The organism is Pedobacter alpinus, from assembly GCF_042684645.1.
Classification (GTDB): Bacteria; Bacteroidota; Bacteroidia; order Sphingobacteriales; family Sphingobacteriaceae; genus Pseudopedobacter; species Pseudopedobacter alpinus.
This window is the reverse complement of record NZ_JBHULV010000045.1, coordinates 1-16,012: the sequence shown is the minus strand read 5'-3', so window position 1 is coordinate 16,012 and position 16,012 is coordinate 1. Positions and strand designations below refer to the sequence as shown.

Here is a 16,012-nt window from a genome sequence, read left to right as displayed (position 1 = left end):
ATAAGATGAAAAATAATAAATATATAATCACTCTTCTTTTATTAATTACTGTTACCACAAGCTGCGAAAAGTTTGTGGATTATAGCCCAAAAGAAGACTATATCATAACAGCAGATGATTATTTAAAAACCACAGATGATTACCAAAAAATGGTAATTGGATGTTACTCTCCATTACAATGGTTATGGGCAGTACCTGTAATTGGAGATGTAGCTTCTGATAACTCAGTTGCTGGTGGCGAAAACGCTACAGATCAAATACCGCTGCAACAAATAGATGATTATCAAGTTGTTGCAAATAATGGTAATTTAGCAGAGATATGGAAATCTTGTTACGAAGGTATTAACCGCGTTAACTATTTAGAAGAAAATAAACTTAAACTAGATTTTACGGGTAAAGATGCTTTGTATGGTGAGATTTACTTTTTAAGAGCATATTACTACTTTGAATTAGTTAAAATATTTGGAGGTGTACCTGTATTTACTGATAAAAGATTATCTGTAAGTGATTCTAGAGCTTTAACTAGAGCTACTAAACAACAAGTTTATGATCAAGTTGTTGCAGATTTAACAAAGGCAATTGCAGTTTTACCAAACTCAAACATTCAAAAAGGAAGAGTTACAAAATTTGCTGCTCAAGCATTATTGGGTAAAGCCTATTTATATCAAGGTAAATTTACAGAAGCCGCTGCTATGTTAGAAAATGTAGTAAACGGACCTTTTAGTTTGGTTACAAATTTCAGAGATATTTTCTTACAAGCTGGCGAAAACGGAACCGAATCTGTATTTGAAATACAATATTCTAATTTAAGTCCATTTTTTGATTGGGATAACGCCGGCCGCGGACAAGGAAATTTAGCAGTACAGTTAGCGGGTATTCGTAATTTAACAGGCGATAGCCCTTACGGACAAGGATGGAGTTCAAATTTGCCAACTCAAAACTTAGCTAATGCTTACACAACTGGCGATACAAGAAAAGCGGTTACCGTTTTAGATATTGAAGCATACAAAACTGCTAATCCACAATTTAATATTACTTACCAAGTAGCTCCTTATAAAAATACAGGGTTATACAATCAAAAGTATTTACCACGTAAAGGCGAAACATCTGGCCAAGTAGAGTTAAATTATTTAACTAATAACCGTACAATAAGATATGCAGATGTATTGTTAATGGCAGCCGAAGCTAATAACAGAGCAACAGCGCCAAATGATACTAAAGCACAAACTTATTTAAACCGTGTACGCCAAAGAGCATTTGCAGATCAATTACATAATATTAGTTTAACAGGTACTGCTTTACGTCAAGCCATCTGGGACGAACGTAGATTAGAATTAGCTATGGAAGGCGATCGCTTTTTTGATTTAGTAAGAACTGGCCAAGCTGCTGGTAAAATTACTGGTTTTGTAGTTGGTAAAAACGAAGTTTTCCCTATACCACAACAAGAAGTTGATATCTCTGGTTTAACACAAAATCCTAACTACAATTAATTTTAAATGTGATGAGAAAATATAGATTTATATTAAGCATTGTTCTCCTAACTTTAGTTGTAGGAGCATGTAAAAAAACTTATGATGATATTTCTTTTGTACAAAACGAAAGTGCACCCGATAAATTAAGCGCTTTGTTTGAAATTACACAAGACAATACAGGTTTAGTAACCATAACACCAAATGGCGAAGGAGCAACAGCTTACGATATTTATTTTGGTGATGCAACTACAATTCCTGCAAAAGTGCAACCAGGTGCTAACATAGTACATAAATATGCCGAAGGTGTTTTTAATGTTAAAATAGTAGCTTATAATGCTAGTGGTAAAACCACCGAAGCTACACAGCCACTTACAGTTTCTTTTAAAGCACCAGAAAACTTGGTGGTAACAACCGCTATTGATGCCGCAAATAATTTTAAACTAAATGTGAGTGCAAAAGCAGATTTTGAAACCATGTTTAAAGTTTACTATGGCGATGCCGGTGCTAATGAAGTTCCTGTTACGTTTTTAGAAGGCGATGTAGTAAGCCATGTTTACGCTGCTATTGGAAATTATACGGTAAGAATAATCGCTTTTAGTGGTGGTGCTGCAACAACAACTTTTACCAAAGTGATCAGTATTGTTGATCCTGTTTTACTACCAGTAACATTCGAATCTACCACATTAAATTACGCTTTTTCTAATTTTGATGGCGGTGTAGTTACAGTGATAGCTAACCCAAATTCGGGTGGTATTAATACAAGTGCCAAAGTTGGTAAAATGGTAAAAAACGCTGGGCAACCTTGGGGTGGTAGTGTACTTAAACTTGGCGAAAATATCAATTTTACGGCTAATAAAGTTTTCAGAATGAAGGTTTACTCTCCGCGTGTAGGAGCAAAAGTTTTGTTAAAAGTAGAAAACGCCGCAGACGGTACAATTAATTTCGAAAAAGAAGTAACCACAACTGTTGCAAACCAATGGGAAGATTTAGCTTTTGATTACCGCACAATAGATGCCGCTAAAGTTTATAATAACCTGGTTTTAATTTTTGATTACGGCACTATGGGAAATGGTACTGCAAACTTTACATGGTTATTTGATGATATTAGGCTAACCAACCAAATGCCAACTGGCGTTTTAAGTTTGCCAGTAACATTCGATTTAGCTAATGTAAACTATACAGTTACCGATTTTGGAAATGCAAACACTAACGAAGCTGCCGCTGACCCAGCCGGTGGATCAAATAAAGTAGCAAAAACCACAAAGCCATCTGGTGCCGAAACTTGGGCGGGTACAACAATGGGAAGTTATTTTGCTTCAAAAATTCCTTTCACAGCTACGCAAACTCAAATGAGCATTAGAGTTTACTCGCCAGCTGCTGGTATTAGAGTAAGATTAAAAGTTGAAAACCATACTGATAATACAAAATCTGTAGAAACAGAAGCCATGACATTAGCAGCAAACACTTGGGAAACTTTAGTTTTTGATTTTGCTAATTCATCAGCAGGAACATCAGCTTTAAACATTGCTAATAATTACGATATGGCCTCTCTTTTCTTTGACTTTGGAAAAGCCGGAGATGGTAAAGTTTTTTATTGGGATGATGTTACCTTCTTAACCGCCAATGTAATTCCAGAGTATTTAGCGCTCCCAGTCACTTTTCAATCAACTAAAATCACCTATGCTTTTGGCGATTTTGAAGGTGGAGTAGTTTCTGTAGTAAACAACCCAAGTGCTAGCGGAATTAACACTAGTTCTAAAGTTGCTAAAATGGTAAAAAATGCGGGAGCTGTTTATGCTGGTAGCGCATTGGAATTGGTAAATCCAATAAACTTTTCGGTTAAAAAAACCATGAAAATGAAAGTTTATTCTCCAAGAGTTGGTGCCAAATATTTACTAAAAGTAGAAGGTCCAAATGGAGCACAGTATGAAAAAGAAGTTTTAAGTACCACAGCAAATGCTTGGGAAGAGTTAACCTTCGATTTTTCTGCTATACCTGCAGGTTCTTACACACGCATCGTTTGGATTATGGATTTAGGTACAGTGGGTGATGGTTCTGCAAATTTCACCTATTACATGGATGATATTACTCAAATTTAAGGGCTAAAAAATTAAAATCATGACAAAAAATATAAAATCAATACTGGCAATATTTCTTTTTGCAGGCGCTTTATTAAGCGCTTGTAAAAAAGAAGAATATTCTTATGGCGAGTTAGTAGCACCAACAGATGTTACCCTAACAACCGTTATCACTGGTGCAACAACTGCTGCGCCAACAGGCAACGGAACTGGTGAGGTTATCATTACTTCTACAGCAAGTAATGTAATTACTTATAAAGTAGATTATGGCGATGGTATTACAGAAATTGTTCCTTCTGGAACAATCAAACACAAATACTCAGAGCCTGGTACAAAAGATTATACCATCACGGTTAATGCGGTTGGTACTGGTGGTTTAACCTCTACAACAAGCAAAAAAATACGCGTATTTGTAGATTTTCAAATTCCGGCAAATGTTATATCATCTTTAACAGGCGGTGCTAGTAAAGTTTGGATAACTGATAAAAATGTAGTTGGACACTTTGGTGTAGGTGATGCTGATAAGTTTTTCTCCAATCGTTACAGTGCAGACCCTAATACTAGAGAAGCATACGCTTATGATGATGAAATAACTTTTGAAAAAGATGCCAGTAACAATATTTACATGACAGTAAATAACAAAGGCGCATCATTCTCTCTAGCCGCTTCAACATCATCTTACGGCTTTAGTGGAGGAGATGGTTCTTATCCTATCAATACTGGTGGCAAAAAGAAATTAGGCTTTGCCAATGCAACATCAGCATCAACACCAGCTATTTCAACTCGTATACAATTTACAGTTCCGGGTAATGGTATCATAAATTTTGGTACAGGAGGTGTAACTTATGAAATAATAGCACTTACCGACACCCAAATTACTCTTCGAAATATCGGTTCAGACGGATTGTCTTGGTACCAAAAATTAACTGTAAAACCTTAAAATTAAAACTATGAGAAATTTTAAAATCGACATCTTAATACTCTTGCTTTTTATAACTACATCCAGTTGTAAAAAATCAGGATCAGAGGGTGCAGACAATAAAGTAGCTCCTACAGACTTGCAGTTAAGTGCAAATATAAGTTCAGATGGTAGTGGTTCAGTAGCTTTTAAGGCTACTGCAACCAATGCTGTTACTTACGATTATGAGTTTGGAAACGGCGTTGTACAAACTGGCACAAACGGAACGGTTACCTATCAATACAATCAATCAGGAACCTATAAGGTAGGTGTTACAGCGATAAGCAATTCGGGTTTAACCCTTAAAAAAACTGCCGATATACAAATAACCGTACAAGCCGGAAGTGGAAATAGTTTAGCATGGTCTGATGAGTTTAATGCAGATGGCGCACCCGATGCAACAAAATGGGGTTATGATATTGGAACTGGCGATAATGGCTGGGGAAATGCAGAGTCACAATACTATACCAATCGCTCGCAAAATGTTAATATTGAAGGCGGTATCCTAAAAATTAAGGCACAAAAAGAAAACTACAGTGGCAGTACTTATACATCTGCTCGTATGTTATCAAAAGGCAAATTTGATTTTAAATACGGTAGGGTAGAAGTTAGAGCCAAAATGCCTGCCGGTGTAGGTACATGGCCTGCAATTTGGATGTTGGGGAGCAATATAGATGCAGTGGGTTGGCCAGCATGTGGTGAAATTGATATTGCAGAACATTTGGGTAGAGATTTGAATAAAATTTATGCCACTTTACATTACCCCGGTCGTTTTGGCGGCTCGGCAAATGGCGCTACTCGTACAATTGCAAACGCAACTACAGAGTTTCACATTTACGGCTTAGAGTGGTCTGCATCTGTAATTAAAATGACTGTGGATGGGCAAACAGTGCATACAGTAAATAATTCATCGTCAATTCCATTTAATCAAAACTTCTTTTTTATACTTAATGTAGCAATGGGAGGTAATTTTGGTGGCACTTTAGATCCAGCCATAACCAGTGCCATAATGGAAGTAGATTATATAAGAGTTTATAAATAAAATTTAGGTTAGCTGGTTTAAGCAAATTAGGGTTTGTTGCAAAACATTCCCTTTTTTAAAATTAATAATGGCGTTTAAACACTTTGTACGTTTGTACTGCCTAAGGGCTAATCTGCCAACTGGCGTTCGGTGTCCACTACTAAGGTTAACGTAAAACTAATCGAAAAAAACATTTTCAATATGAAAATTTTCAAAAAACAAATCCTTTACGGGTTCATTATAACCTCACTTTGTAGCATTCAGTTTAATGTCTTGGCGCAAACTAAAACAACCATTTCGCCAGTTGATGTCAAGGTAAATGCACTTTTGCAAAAAATGACTTTAGAAGAAAAAGTTGGGCAAATGGCACAAATTACTTTAGATGTAATTACAAAAGGTAAAGATCGTTTTACCAGTGACGAACCTGTTGTGCTTGATCCTAAAATGCTTGATTTGGCTTTCGGAAAATACAAAGTTGGATCTGTTTTAAATACTGCAAATAACAGAGCCAGAACAACAGAAGTTTGGTATAATATCATTTCAGAAATTCAGAAAAAAGGTTCTGGTCGTTTAAATATTCCTATTATTTATGGTATTGATGCCATACATGGTGTAACTTATACTGCCGGAGCAACATTTTTTCCGCAACAAATAGGGCAAGCAGCAACGCGTAATATAGCGTTAATAAAAGAAGGTGCTAAAATTACAGCTTACGAAACCAGAGCAAGCGGAATTCCTTGGAACTTTGCGCCAGTATTAGATTTAGGACCCGATCCTCGCTTTCCTCGTATTTGGGAAACCTATGGAGAAGACCCATTTTTAACTTCAGAAATTGGTAAAGCAGTAATTAAAGGTTACGAAGGTGATGATAACAATATATCTTCTCCTTTTAATGTAGCTTCTTGCTTAAAGCATTTTTTAGGTTATCAAGTTGCTTTTTCTGGTAAAGACCGTACACCAGCAATCATATCAGACCAAGCTTTAAGAGAATACCACTTACCAGCTTTTAAAGCTGCAATAGCTGCTGGTGCGCACACTATTATGATAAATTCTGGTTTAATTAACGGAGTACCTGTACATGCAAACCCAAAATTATTAACCAATTTATTAAGAAACGAATTAGGCTTTAAAGGTTTAGTTGTAACAGATTGGGGCGATATAGAAAATTTATATAACCGTGATAGAGTGGCAAGCTCTAACAAAGAAGCGGTAATGTTAGCTATAAATGCCGGGATAGATATGTCTATGATTGCCTACCAGTTTGAACCATTTTGTGATGATCTAGTGGCTTTGGTAAAAGAAGGAAAAGTTAAACAAAGCCACATAGATGAAGCTGTAACACGTATTTTAAAATTAAAATTTAAGTTAGGTTTATTTGAAACACCAGTTACTAACTTTAAAGATTACCCAAAATTTGGCAGTAAAGAATTTGAACTAGCTGCTTACCAAACCGCTGCAGAATCTATTACCTTATTAAAAAACAGCAATCAGGTTTTACCGTTAAAAAAGGATATTAAAGTTTTGGTTACTGGCCCAAATGCAAATAGTATGCGAACTTTAAATGGTGGTTGGAGTTATAGCTGGCAAGGCGAAAAAGTTGATGAGTTTGCAGCAAAATACAATACCATAGCAAAGGCAATCCAAAACAAAATAGGTGTTAATAAAGCACAATTTATTGCGGGCATAAGCTATAAAATGGATGGTAAATATTTTGAAGAATATGCTGATAATATGGACGAGGCTATTGCCGCTGCTAAAGATGTTGATGTTGTAGTTTTATGCCTTGGCGAAAATACTTATACAGAAACGCCGGGTAATTTAAGTGATTTATACGTATCGGAAATGCAAACAGAATATGCAAAAAAATTAGCTGCAACAGGAAAACCAATAGTTTTAGTTTTGAACGAAGGCCGTCCGCGTTTAATCAGTAAATTTGAACCTCAGATGAAAGCTGTTTTACAAAGCTATTTGCCGGGTAATTTTGGCGGAGATGCTTTAGCAGATATTATTTTTGGCGATGTAAACCCATCAGGTAAACTACCTTATAACTACCCTAAGTTTCCAAACTCATTAGCAAATTATAACCATAAACCTTCAGAAAGCCGTAGCGTTGTAGAAGGCGTTTATAATTACGATGCTGATTATAACCCGCAATACGAATTTGGTTTTGGCTTAAGTTATACCACTTTTAGCTATTCAAACTTAAATGTGAGTGCAAGTAAAATTAAAGCAAGCGATGTTTTAACCGTAACTGTTGATGTTAAAAATACTGGAGAACGTGAAGGTAAAGAAGCTGTTGAGTTATATTTGGCAGATTTATATGCATCACTATCACCAGATGTTAAACGCTTAAAAGGGTTTCAAAAAATAAATTTAAAACCCGGCGAAAGTAAAACTGTTACTTTTAAACTTTCAAAAAACCATTTCTCTTTTATAAACAACGAAAGTAAAGAAGTTGTTGAGGCAGGAGATTTTGAAATTTACATTTCAAATTTAAAAACGGGCTTTACAGTTCAATAGATAATAGTATAAACAATGCGTATTTATAACCATACGCATTGTTTTATATCCTTTTCTTTAACGTTAAAACTCCAGCAAAGCCATCGTTTTCTCCTCTGCTAATTTCTAAAAATAGAGTCCTATCATCTTTAGAGCTAAACATTTTTATAATTTCTTCTAAACTAAGCTGATTTACAGGTTTAAAATTGACGCTTAAAATTTCATCTCCGGCTATAATTCCAAATTCATCTGCTGCTGATTGTCTTTCAACCCGGGTAACAAGGTATCTATCATAGTTGTCTCCAACAGCTACTAACTCCATTCCGCTCATATCATACTCAAATGGCATTTTATAATTAGCTAATCGTTTTAAATAAATACTTTTATGTTCATAATCAAATAACACGTTAAACCTCCTAAATATGGGGTTTCCTAAACTTCCATTTCTGCTATTATTAGTTACTTTAGACGCAACATCCTCGTAATAAGGAAAAGAGGCGACAATATCATCAAAACTAAACTTACCCAATTTTAATTCTTTTATTCGGCCATTAAAACCTCTAATATTACCCGCCAAACCAACTCCTAAATTGGCAATAACAAACTTTTCTGGTAATGGGAAAGACTTGTTTCCATAGGTTTCTAATACTATAGGATGTCCGCTTCCAGTATCAATTAATAAATTAAGCGGTAATTTCTCGCCTTGGTCTGTTTTAACTGTTGCATTTAGATATGGCTTTTTCTCTTTAATTTCTATCGGTATTTTAGTCCCTTTTTTAAGCAGTTTTGAGGTTCTTTTTTTTGAAATTTTTAGCACATTGCTTTCGTAATTAACTTGTACCAAAAAACTGTTAAAAAAATCGTGACCAATTAAGCCATCAATAGGTAAGCCGGCATAGCCAGATAGGTTAAAAACATCATCTGCTAAAACAACAACAGTAGCGCTTTTAAACATTGCATTGCCAATTTTTAAATCTAAAAAAGGAGTACTATATGCAATAATTTTTTCTTGCTCGCCTAAGCCATTAATTTCAATTTTACGTAAATATTGTAAATTTAAAGAGTCTTTTAAACTTGGGTTAGTGATAATTACAGACCCAACTCCCGTATCTAAAACAAAATTAAAAGGGCCTTTATTATTGATATACATTGGTAGAATAATTAATCCCCTACTTTTTTTAAAACTTAAAACCTCTTTCTTCCTTTTTCCAGAAAACACAAACTCCCCTTGCCCAAAAACTGGCATAATAAATGCGAAAATGCAGGCAAAAAGCAAATTAAAAAAGAGTTTATAAAAATTGGAACTCATTGTTTGCTGTTTATAAATTGGTTAATAACTTATAAAATTGGATTAACATACAATTTAGTAATTTGCAACCGCTAATATTTGTTTTATGAAAAGAATTTTTACTGTAATAAATGTTTTATGCGTACTCCTTTTAGCATCTTGTGCAGTACAAAAACCAAAGGCTTTACCCTACCAAAATATTGCAGACATTCTGAATAATTCTCCTATCATGAGTAAACACCATGTGGGCTTTACCATTAAAGAGTTGGGTACGGATAAAACCATGTTTCAAAAAAATGAGGATAAATATTTTACTCCGGCTTCAAATACTAAACTTTTCACTTTTTATACGGCTTTAAATTTTTTAGGCGATTCTATCCCGTCAATTGAGTATAGTACCAGAAAAGACTCTTTATTTATTTGGCCTATGGCGGATGCTACCTTCTTGCATCCGGATTTTAAAAACCACAAAGCCTTTGATTTTATTAAAAACTCGGGTAAAAATATTTTTTTAATTAGCGGACGTTATAAAGGAGACAAATTAGGCTACGGCTGGAATTGGAACGATTATAACGATTATTACCAAACAGAAATGACTGATTTCCCGATGTATGGTAACGTTACAGAAGTTAGCGCAAGTTCACAAGGACATTTAAAATACACTCCCAATTTATCAGCACTTTATTTGAATGAAATTACTGCTTCTTCAAATGTAAATTCGGTTAAAAGAGATTTGGAAAGCAACAACTTAACGGTTCCAAAAACAGTTAGTGTAAACTATAAACAAACAGTGCCATTACACCTAAATAGAAACCTTACAGAAAACTTACTTAACGATACATTATTGGCTACTGGCTTAGTTATAAAACCATTAGTAATATTACCTTGGCGTAAAATACCTATAAATGTAAAAACCATTTACAGCGTAAAAGCAGATAGCCTTTACAAACACATGTTGCAACCTAGTGATAACTTTATGGCAGAACATATTTTACTAAACTGCGCTGCTGCAAACCATATTACCATGCGTACTGATAGCGTAATCTCTTTGGCATCAAAAACATTTTTAAAAGACCTTCCAGATAAAATTCAATGGGTAGATGGTTCGGGCTTATCTCGTCATAACTTGTTTACTCCAAGAGATATGACTGCGCTTTTGCAAAAAATTTATGATAAAGTAGGTAACGAAGAGCGCTTATTTGCCTTATTACCCAATGGGGGTAAATCTGGTACCATCAGAAACATGTTTAAATCTAGCGATGCTCCATTTGTTTTTGCTAAAAGCGGAAGTTTATCCAACAACTATAATTTAAGTGGTTATTTAATTGGGGCTTCTGGTAAAAAATATTTGTTCTCTTTTATGAATAACAATTTCACTAATTCCACAGCTACAATTAGAGCAGAGGTTGATAGGATTTTGACTTTTATTCATAATAATTATTAGGAATTTGAGCTTGTCGATACTTTAATGCCCAACAGTTTCTCATGGATAGGAATCTGCGTTATAAAATTCTGGGTACAACTTTTAATTTTCTTTTTGTTAAAATCCTCCCGCTCATTGCCGCGGAGGCTAGTCACTTTTTTCCGAAAAAAGTAACCAAAAACTCTCCGCTGCGTTTTTTGCTACATTAGCAGTGCTTTTACTTCTTCATCACATCCGCAAAAAACAAGGCGGAATTTATGGGTTATGAAAGTTTTTGCTTTTAGTTTTTGGTGATTTAAACATTTCTTAAAGCAAGGAAATATCATGAAAACACGTATCCTTAAAGTTCTGCGTAAATCAGCGAAATCTCCGGGAGGAATTATATTTATTTAGCCATCAGCAGATCAAACTTGCAAGGTAGGCCTCACAATATTTGGAAATGTAGCCCAAGAAATCTTTTGCAAAAACATAGTTAAAGCACAATCATCAGCAATCCGCAAAAGTGTTGCAGAAACTTATTTAGAGCAATACCATTCCCACGACTTGGATTGCGTTCTAAAGATTTATTGAGGTGTAATGAACAAAAATTCTGAAGCCAAAGCTTTTTGGTTCTTTTTAGCAAAAAAGAACTTGAGTAGGTCCTGCTCAAGAGGGACGGAAAGCCCGTGGAGTTGGCAAATAATTATTGATTCAAACAAAATTTCTTTTTAAAGAGGAAAATTCCCATTAAAACAATCACCATCAATTTTCCCCGCTTCCCAACCCAAAATAACCACTTTACACTCAAGCCCCCACATATAGCCACCCAAAGATCCGTTACCTTGTATCACTCTATGGCAAGGAATAATTAACGCAACTGGGTTTTTCCCAATAGCAGTACCAACAGCCCTAGCCGCGTTTGGGCTATTAATTTCATTAGAAACATTACCGTAAGTACTTAAACCACCAAAAGGAATTTTTAGCAATGCTTCCCAAACTTTAAGCTGAAAATCAGTCCCCTTTAAGTGTAAAGAAATACTTTTATTTTCTAACTTTTGTCCTTTAAAAAAGGACAAAGCTTTTTCCTGTAAATCATCTTTGCATTCAGTAAAAACTGCATTCTGAAACTGAGCTTTCAATAACTCAAAAGCATTGTGTTCATCTATAAAAGCTAAATAGCAAACACCTTTTTTAGTACTTGCAATTAAAATTTCTCCCAAAAAAGTAGTATGAAAACTGTAATTAATAGAGAGATTTTGTCCTCCATTTTTATACTCCCCAGGTGTCATCCCCTCAATATTCACAAACAAATCATGTAACCGGCTAGTGCCAGATAAGCCAGTAGCAAAAGCAGTATCAAACAAATTAGTTTCGGCTTCTTTTAACAAGCTTTTCGCATAATTTATGCTTAAATACTGTACAAACTTTTTCGGACTAACTCCTGCCCAATCAGTAAATAATTTTTGAAAATGAAACGGACTTAATCCAACATGTTGCGCAACTTCATCCAAGCTAGGTTGCAATTTAAAATTAGCTTTTAAATAGGTAATTGCTTTGGCTATACGTTGGTAATTGATATGATCTGTCATTCCTGAAGCTTTCAACAAATTAATGCATTATATAGTTTGTTACAAACCCGAAACTTGCTATTTGAGCTAAATTATTTACCTTAGAATAGATTACTCATTAACATCATCATCAAATGCAAATAAAATACAAAGCTTTTGAACTAGCGTTAAAATACCCTTTTACCATTGCTAAATTCTCTCGCACATCAACCCCTTTAATGCTCATTGAGATAAACCACGAAGGATTTACAGGTTACGGAGAAGCATCTATGGTGCCTTACATGGGCGAAAATATTGAAACAGCAACCGCTTTTTTAAAACAGCTTGATTTAAGTAAATTCAGCTTTCCATTTAATATGGAACAAATTATCAATTATATGGATGATTTGGCAGCTGGACAACCCGCAATAAAAGCAGCTGTAGATATTGCTTTGCATGATTTAACAGGTAAACTATTAAACAAGCCTTGTTACGATCTTTTTGGTGCTTCGCCCAATCTAATGCCCCAAACTACATTTACCATTGGTATTGATGAGCCAGAAATAATTATCAAAAAAGTAAACGATGCTTTGGCAGATGATTTTAAACTCCTAAAAATAAAATTAGGTAGAGATACAGACAAACTTTTAATTTCGACCATACGATCTGTTACTAATTTGCCATTATATGTTGATGCCAACCAAGGCTGGACAGACAAAAACGAAGGTTTAGAAATGGCGTATTGGCTAAAAGAGCATGGTGTTTTATTAATTGAGCAGCCTATGCCTAAAGAAGATATAGATGGCAATGCTTGGCTTACAGAACATAGCCCAGTTACCACCGTTGGCGATGAAGCCGTACAGCGTTTAGCTGATGTTGTAAAAGCAAAAGGAGTTTACCATGGTATTAACATTAAATTAATGAAGTCTGCCGGAATGTACGAGGCTTCAAAAATGATTGAGCAAGCAAAAGCCAATAATTTAAAAATATTAATTGGCTGCATGAGCGAAACCAGCATTGCTACTTTGGCTGGAATTGCTTTAGCTCCTTTATGCGATTGGGCAGATTTAGACGGGCCATTCTTAACTTCAAACAACCCTTTTAAAACTCCAAAATTTGTTGGTGGAAAGTATGTTTTGGAAGATTTACCGGGATTGGGATTGAGGGATTTGTAGAGTTTTTGCCTTAGAGTTTTTAACTTTCTGTAAAATGAAATATTTATATTTAGTGTTATAGTAGTGTATGGATTGTACATTTGTTGTCTAAATGTAATAGAATGTATATACAAATTATAAGCACTTAGAACAATGAAATCGAAACTTTTAACTCTTTTCTTAATAGCCATATTTTCTACGGCTAATGCTCAAGATGCGCCAGAAGATTTTAAGGTTATCAGTCAACTTCTCTTTGAACTAGAGCAACGAAATTAGGATACTACACATCAACAGAAGAGGCTCAAGCAAATTTTAATTATAAAAATTACGCTACACAAGGTACTGTTTTTGCATTTATAATAGGGGTTGCAACTACTGCTTTTGCAATGATTTTTATACGAACCAAAAAGCCAACCCGTTTCTAGAAAGCAAAAATTGATGGGTGTTAATTGTTTAGGTTGAAAAATTTCTTTAAAAAGGGTTTTCAATCAGTTTATTAATTAATAATAACATCTTACTTAACATTCAACTAAAAAAAACTACCATCTCTAAATTGTTTAATATTAACTTTGAGAAATTAAAAAAACGAGCATGATTTTTGCTGTTTTTCGATTTTTTAAAGCCCCATCAAAATGAAGAATAAAGTTAGAGTACGATTTGCACCCAGTCCAACCGGTGGTTTACACATTGGTGGTGTAAGAACCATATTGTTTAATTATCTTTTTGCTAAACAAAATAACGGAGAGTTTATTTTGAGGATTGAGGACACAGATCAAACTCGCTTTGTTGAAGGTGCCGAAGAATATATTTACAACTGTTTAGATTGGTGCGGCATTAAAGAAGATGAAAGCACCAGAAACGGTGGAGAATACGGTCCTTATCGCCAAAGCGAAAGAAAAAGTATTTACAGACAATATGCAGAGCAATTGGTAAAAGATGGTCACGCTTACTATGCTTTTGATACCTCCGAAGAATTAGAATGTAAAAGACAAGTGATAGAAAACTTTAGGTATGATCAAAATACGCGTCAAACTTTAAGAAATTCTTTAACTATACCACACGAAGCTGCAGAAAGTTTGGTAAAAGAAGGTGCGCCACATGTAATAAGAATTAAAGTGCCAAAAGACGAACAAGTTACTTTTACAGATTTGATTCGTGGAGATATAGCTTTTAACAGCAGTGAAGTTGACGATAAAGTTTTGCTAAAAGCAGACGGAATGCCAACCTACCATTTAGCTGTTGTTGTTGATGATTATTTAATGAAAATTACGCATGCCTTTAGAGGCGAAGAATGGTTACCATCAGCTCCAGTACATATTTTACTTTGGAAATACTTAGGTTGGGCAGCAGATATGCCACAATGGGCGCATTTGCCACTTATTTTAAAGCCAGACGGGCATGGTAAACTAAGCAAACGCGATGGAGAGAAATTTGGTTTTCCAGTTTATCCTATCAATTGGATTGATGCTGCATCTGGCAAAAAGGCGCAAGGTTTTGTTGAAGCTGGTTTTTTACCAGAAGGTTTTATCAACATGTTAGCCTTACTAGGCTGGAATGATGGTAGCGACCAAGAAATATTTAGTATGGACCAGCTTATAAAAAACTTCTCTTTAGAAAGAATACATAAAGGTGGTGCCAAATTTGATTACGAAAAAGCAAAATGGTACAACGGCGAGTGGGTAAAAGCCAGTTCGGCAGAACACCTATTGCCTTATGTTAAAAATATTTTAACCGATAAGGGAATTTATTCAGATAACGATGATTACTTATTGAAAGTAATTGATATGGTTAAAGAACGTTGTATTTTATTAACCGATTTTCATGAACAAGCGGCATTCTTTTTTGAAGCACCATCTAAATTTGATACAGATGCAGTAAAACCAAAATGGAATACTGATAAGGAAGATTACTTTAATGCATTTATAGCGGCAATTGAAGCAAATAAAAGTATTACTAGTGCCGATTTAGAAACAACATTTAAAACCTTGGCAACTGAAAAAGCCATAAAAGTTGGTGAATTAATGTTGCCCTTTAGAATTATGTTGGTTGGTGGAAAATTTGGACCTCAAGTCTTCGAAATTGCCACCCAAATAGGAATTCCTGAAACAATAAATAGAATTAAAAGTGCTTTAGCAGCTTTTAAATAAATTTCTGATATTTATCAGAAAGCCTCTTGATTTTTCAAGGGGTTTTTTTGTGAAGAATTATCTTTAGCAATAATACCCTAAAATTAACTAAAATGATAATGTCACAAAGAGCCTATAAACCTGAGTTAGATTGTTATTGTTCATTATTTTTACGCGTTATTTGGTTAAAGTAAAAACACTAATTGCCGTTAATTCGCCCTTGGCTGGTGCGGAATAGATGAAATTGTTAAAGCACTGCCACTCATAGCATCAGGCGCAGGCGAGAGTTTTTTGGATACTTTTTTGCGGAAAAAAAGTATCTGCCATTGCCCGGCATGAGGGCAGGAAAGCCTGTGCGGTTGTGATATTGAATATATGTTTTTGACTATTAAATATTTAAAATCATAACTGTCCGAACAAATAATATACAAAAAAGGCCTGTATAATTCTAATTTTGAGTTGCGAAA

The 16,012-nt window shown here is 34.8% G+C and carries 11 protein-coding genes; 8 read left to right on the top strand and 3 right to left on the bottom strand.

From position 1 onward, the window contains the following. Positions 1 to 5 precede the first annotated feature (5 nt). The 5 genes from ACFSSE_RS12725 (at position 6) to ACFSSE_RS12705 (ending at position 8,049) form a co-directional block, all read left to right on the top strand. Complete coding sequence (locus ACFSSE_RS12725; protein ID WP_379047114.1) at positions 6 to 1,490, top strand: RagB/SusD family nutrient uptake outer membrane protein; 1,485 nt, start codon at positions 6 to 8, stop codon at positions 1,488 to 1,490. An 11-nt stretch (positions 1,491 to 1,501) separates the two neighbouring features. Next, positions 1,502 to 3,571 carry a hypothetical protein gene (locus ACFSSE_RS12720; protein ID WP_379047112.1) on the top strand — a complete coding sequence of 690 codons (2,070 nt, stop codon included), beginning with the start codon at positions 1,502 to 1,504 and terminating at the stop codon, positions 3,569 to 3,571. 19 nt (positions 3,572 to 3,590) lie between these two features. After that, positions 3,591 to 4,490, top strand: a complete 900-nt coding sequence (locus tag ACFSSE_RS12715) for a PKD domain-containing protein (RefSeq protein ID WP_379047109.1) — start codon at positions 3,591 to 3,593, stop codon at positions 4,488 to 4,490. 10 nt (positions 4,491 to 4,500) lie between these two features. After that, the gene (locus ACFSSE_RS12710; RefSeq protein WP_379047106.1) at positions 4,501 to 5,550 is read left to right on the top strand and encodes a family 16 glycosylhydrolase; all 1,050 of its coding nucleotides are present in this window, start codon (positions 4,501 to 4,503) and stop codon (positions 5,548 to 5,550) included. A gap of 180 nt (positions 5,551 to 5,730) precedes the next feature. After that, positions 5,731 to 8,049: a glycoside hydrolase family 3 N-terminal domain-containing protein gene (locus tag ACFSSE_RS12705; RefSeq protein WP_379047103.1), complete on the top strand. Its 2,319-nt coding sequence runs from the start codon at positions 5,731 to 5,733 to the stop codon at positions 8,047 to 8,049. 43 nt (positions 8,050 to 8,092) lie between these two features. Here ACFSSE_RS12705 and ACFSSE_RS12700 read toward each other — a convergent pair whose 3' ends face one another. Beyond that, on the bottom strand, positions 8,093 to 9,337 hold the full coding sequence (locus ACFSSE_RS12700; protein ID WP_379047101.1) for an aspartyl protease family protein: 1,245 nt from the start codon (positions 9,335 to 9,337) through the stop codon (positions 8,093 to 8,095). An 85-nt stretch (positions 9,338 to 9,422) separates the two neighbouring features. On the opposite strand from ACFSSE_RS12700, the gene ACFSSE_RS12695 reads away from it, so the two are divergent. After that, positions 9,423 to 10,760 carry a D-alanyl-D-alanine carboxypeptidase/D-alanyl-D-alanine-endopeptidase gene (locus ACFSSE_RS12695; RefSeq protein ID WP_379047098.1) on the top strand — a complete coding sequence of 446 codons (1,338 nt, stop codon included), beginning with the start codon at positions 9,423 to 9,425 and terminating at the stop codon, positions 10,758 to 10,760. A 686-nt stretch (positions 10,761 to 11,446) separates the two neighbouring features. Here the strand turns inward: ACFSSE_RS12695 and ACFSSE_RS12690 are convergent. Beyond that, on the bottom strand, positions 11,447 to 12,307 hold the full coding sequence (locus ACFSSE_RS12690) for a bifunctional helix-turn-helix domain-containing protein/methylated-DNA--[protein]-cysteine S-methyltransferase (RefSeq protein WP_379047095.1): 861 nt from the start codon (positions 12,305 to 12,307) through the stop codon (positions 11,447 to 11,449). 113 nt (positions 12,308 to 12,420) lie between these two features. On the opposite strand from ACFSSE_RS12690, the gene ACFSSE_RS12685 reads away from it, so the two are divergent. Both ACFSSE_RS12685 and gltX read left to right on the top strand, forming a co-directional pair. Continuing rightward, on the top strand, positions 12,421 to 13,440 hold the full coding sequence (locus tag ACFSSE_RS12685) for a dipeptide epimerase (protein ID WP_379047092.1): 1,020 nt from the start codon (positions 12,421 to 12,423) through the stop codon (positions 13,438 to 13,440). Positions 13,441 to 14,051: 611 nt separating this feature from the next. After that, positions 14,052 to 15,566, top strand: a complete 1,515-nt coding sequence (gene gltX / locus ACFSSE_RS12680; RefSeq protein WP_379047089.1) for a glutamate--tRNA ligase — start codon at positions 14,052 to 14,054, stop codon at positions 15,564 to 15,566. 188 nt (positions 15,567 to 15,754) lie between these two features. Here gltX and ACFSSE_RS12675 read toward each other — a convergent pair. Beyond that, the coding region (locus ACFSSE_RS12675) for a hypothetical protein (RefSeq protein ID WP_379100964.1) at positions 15,755 to 16,012 on the bottom strand (258 nt) is incomplete at its 5' end.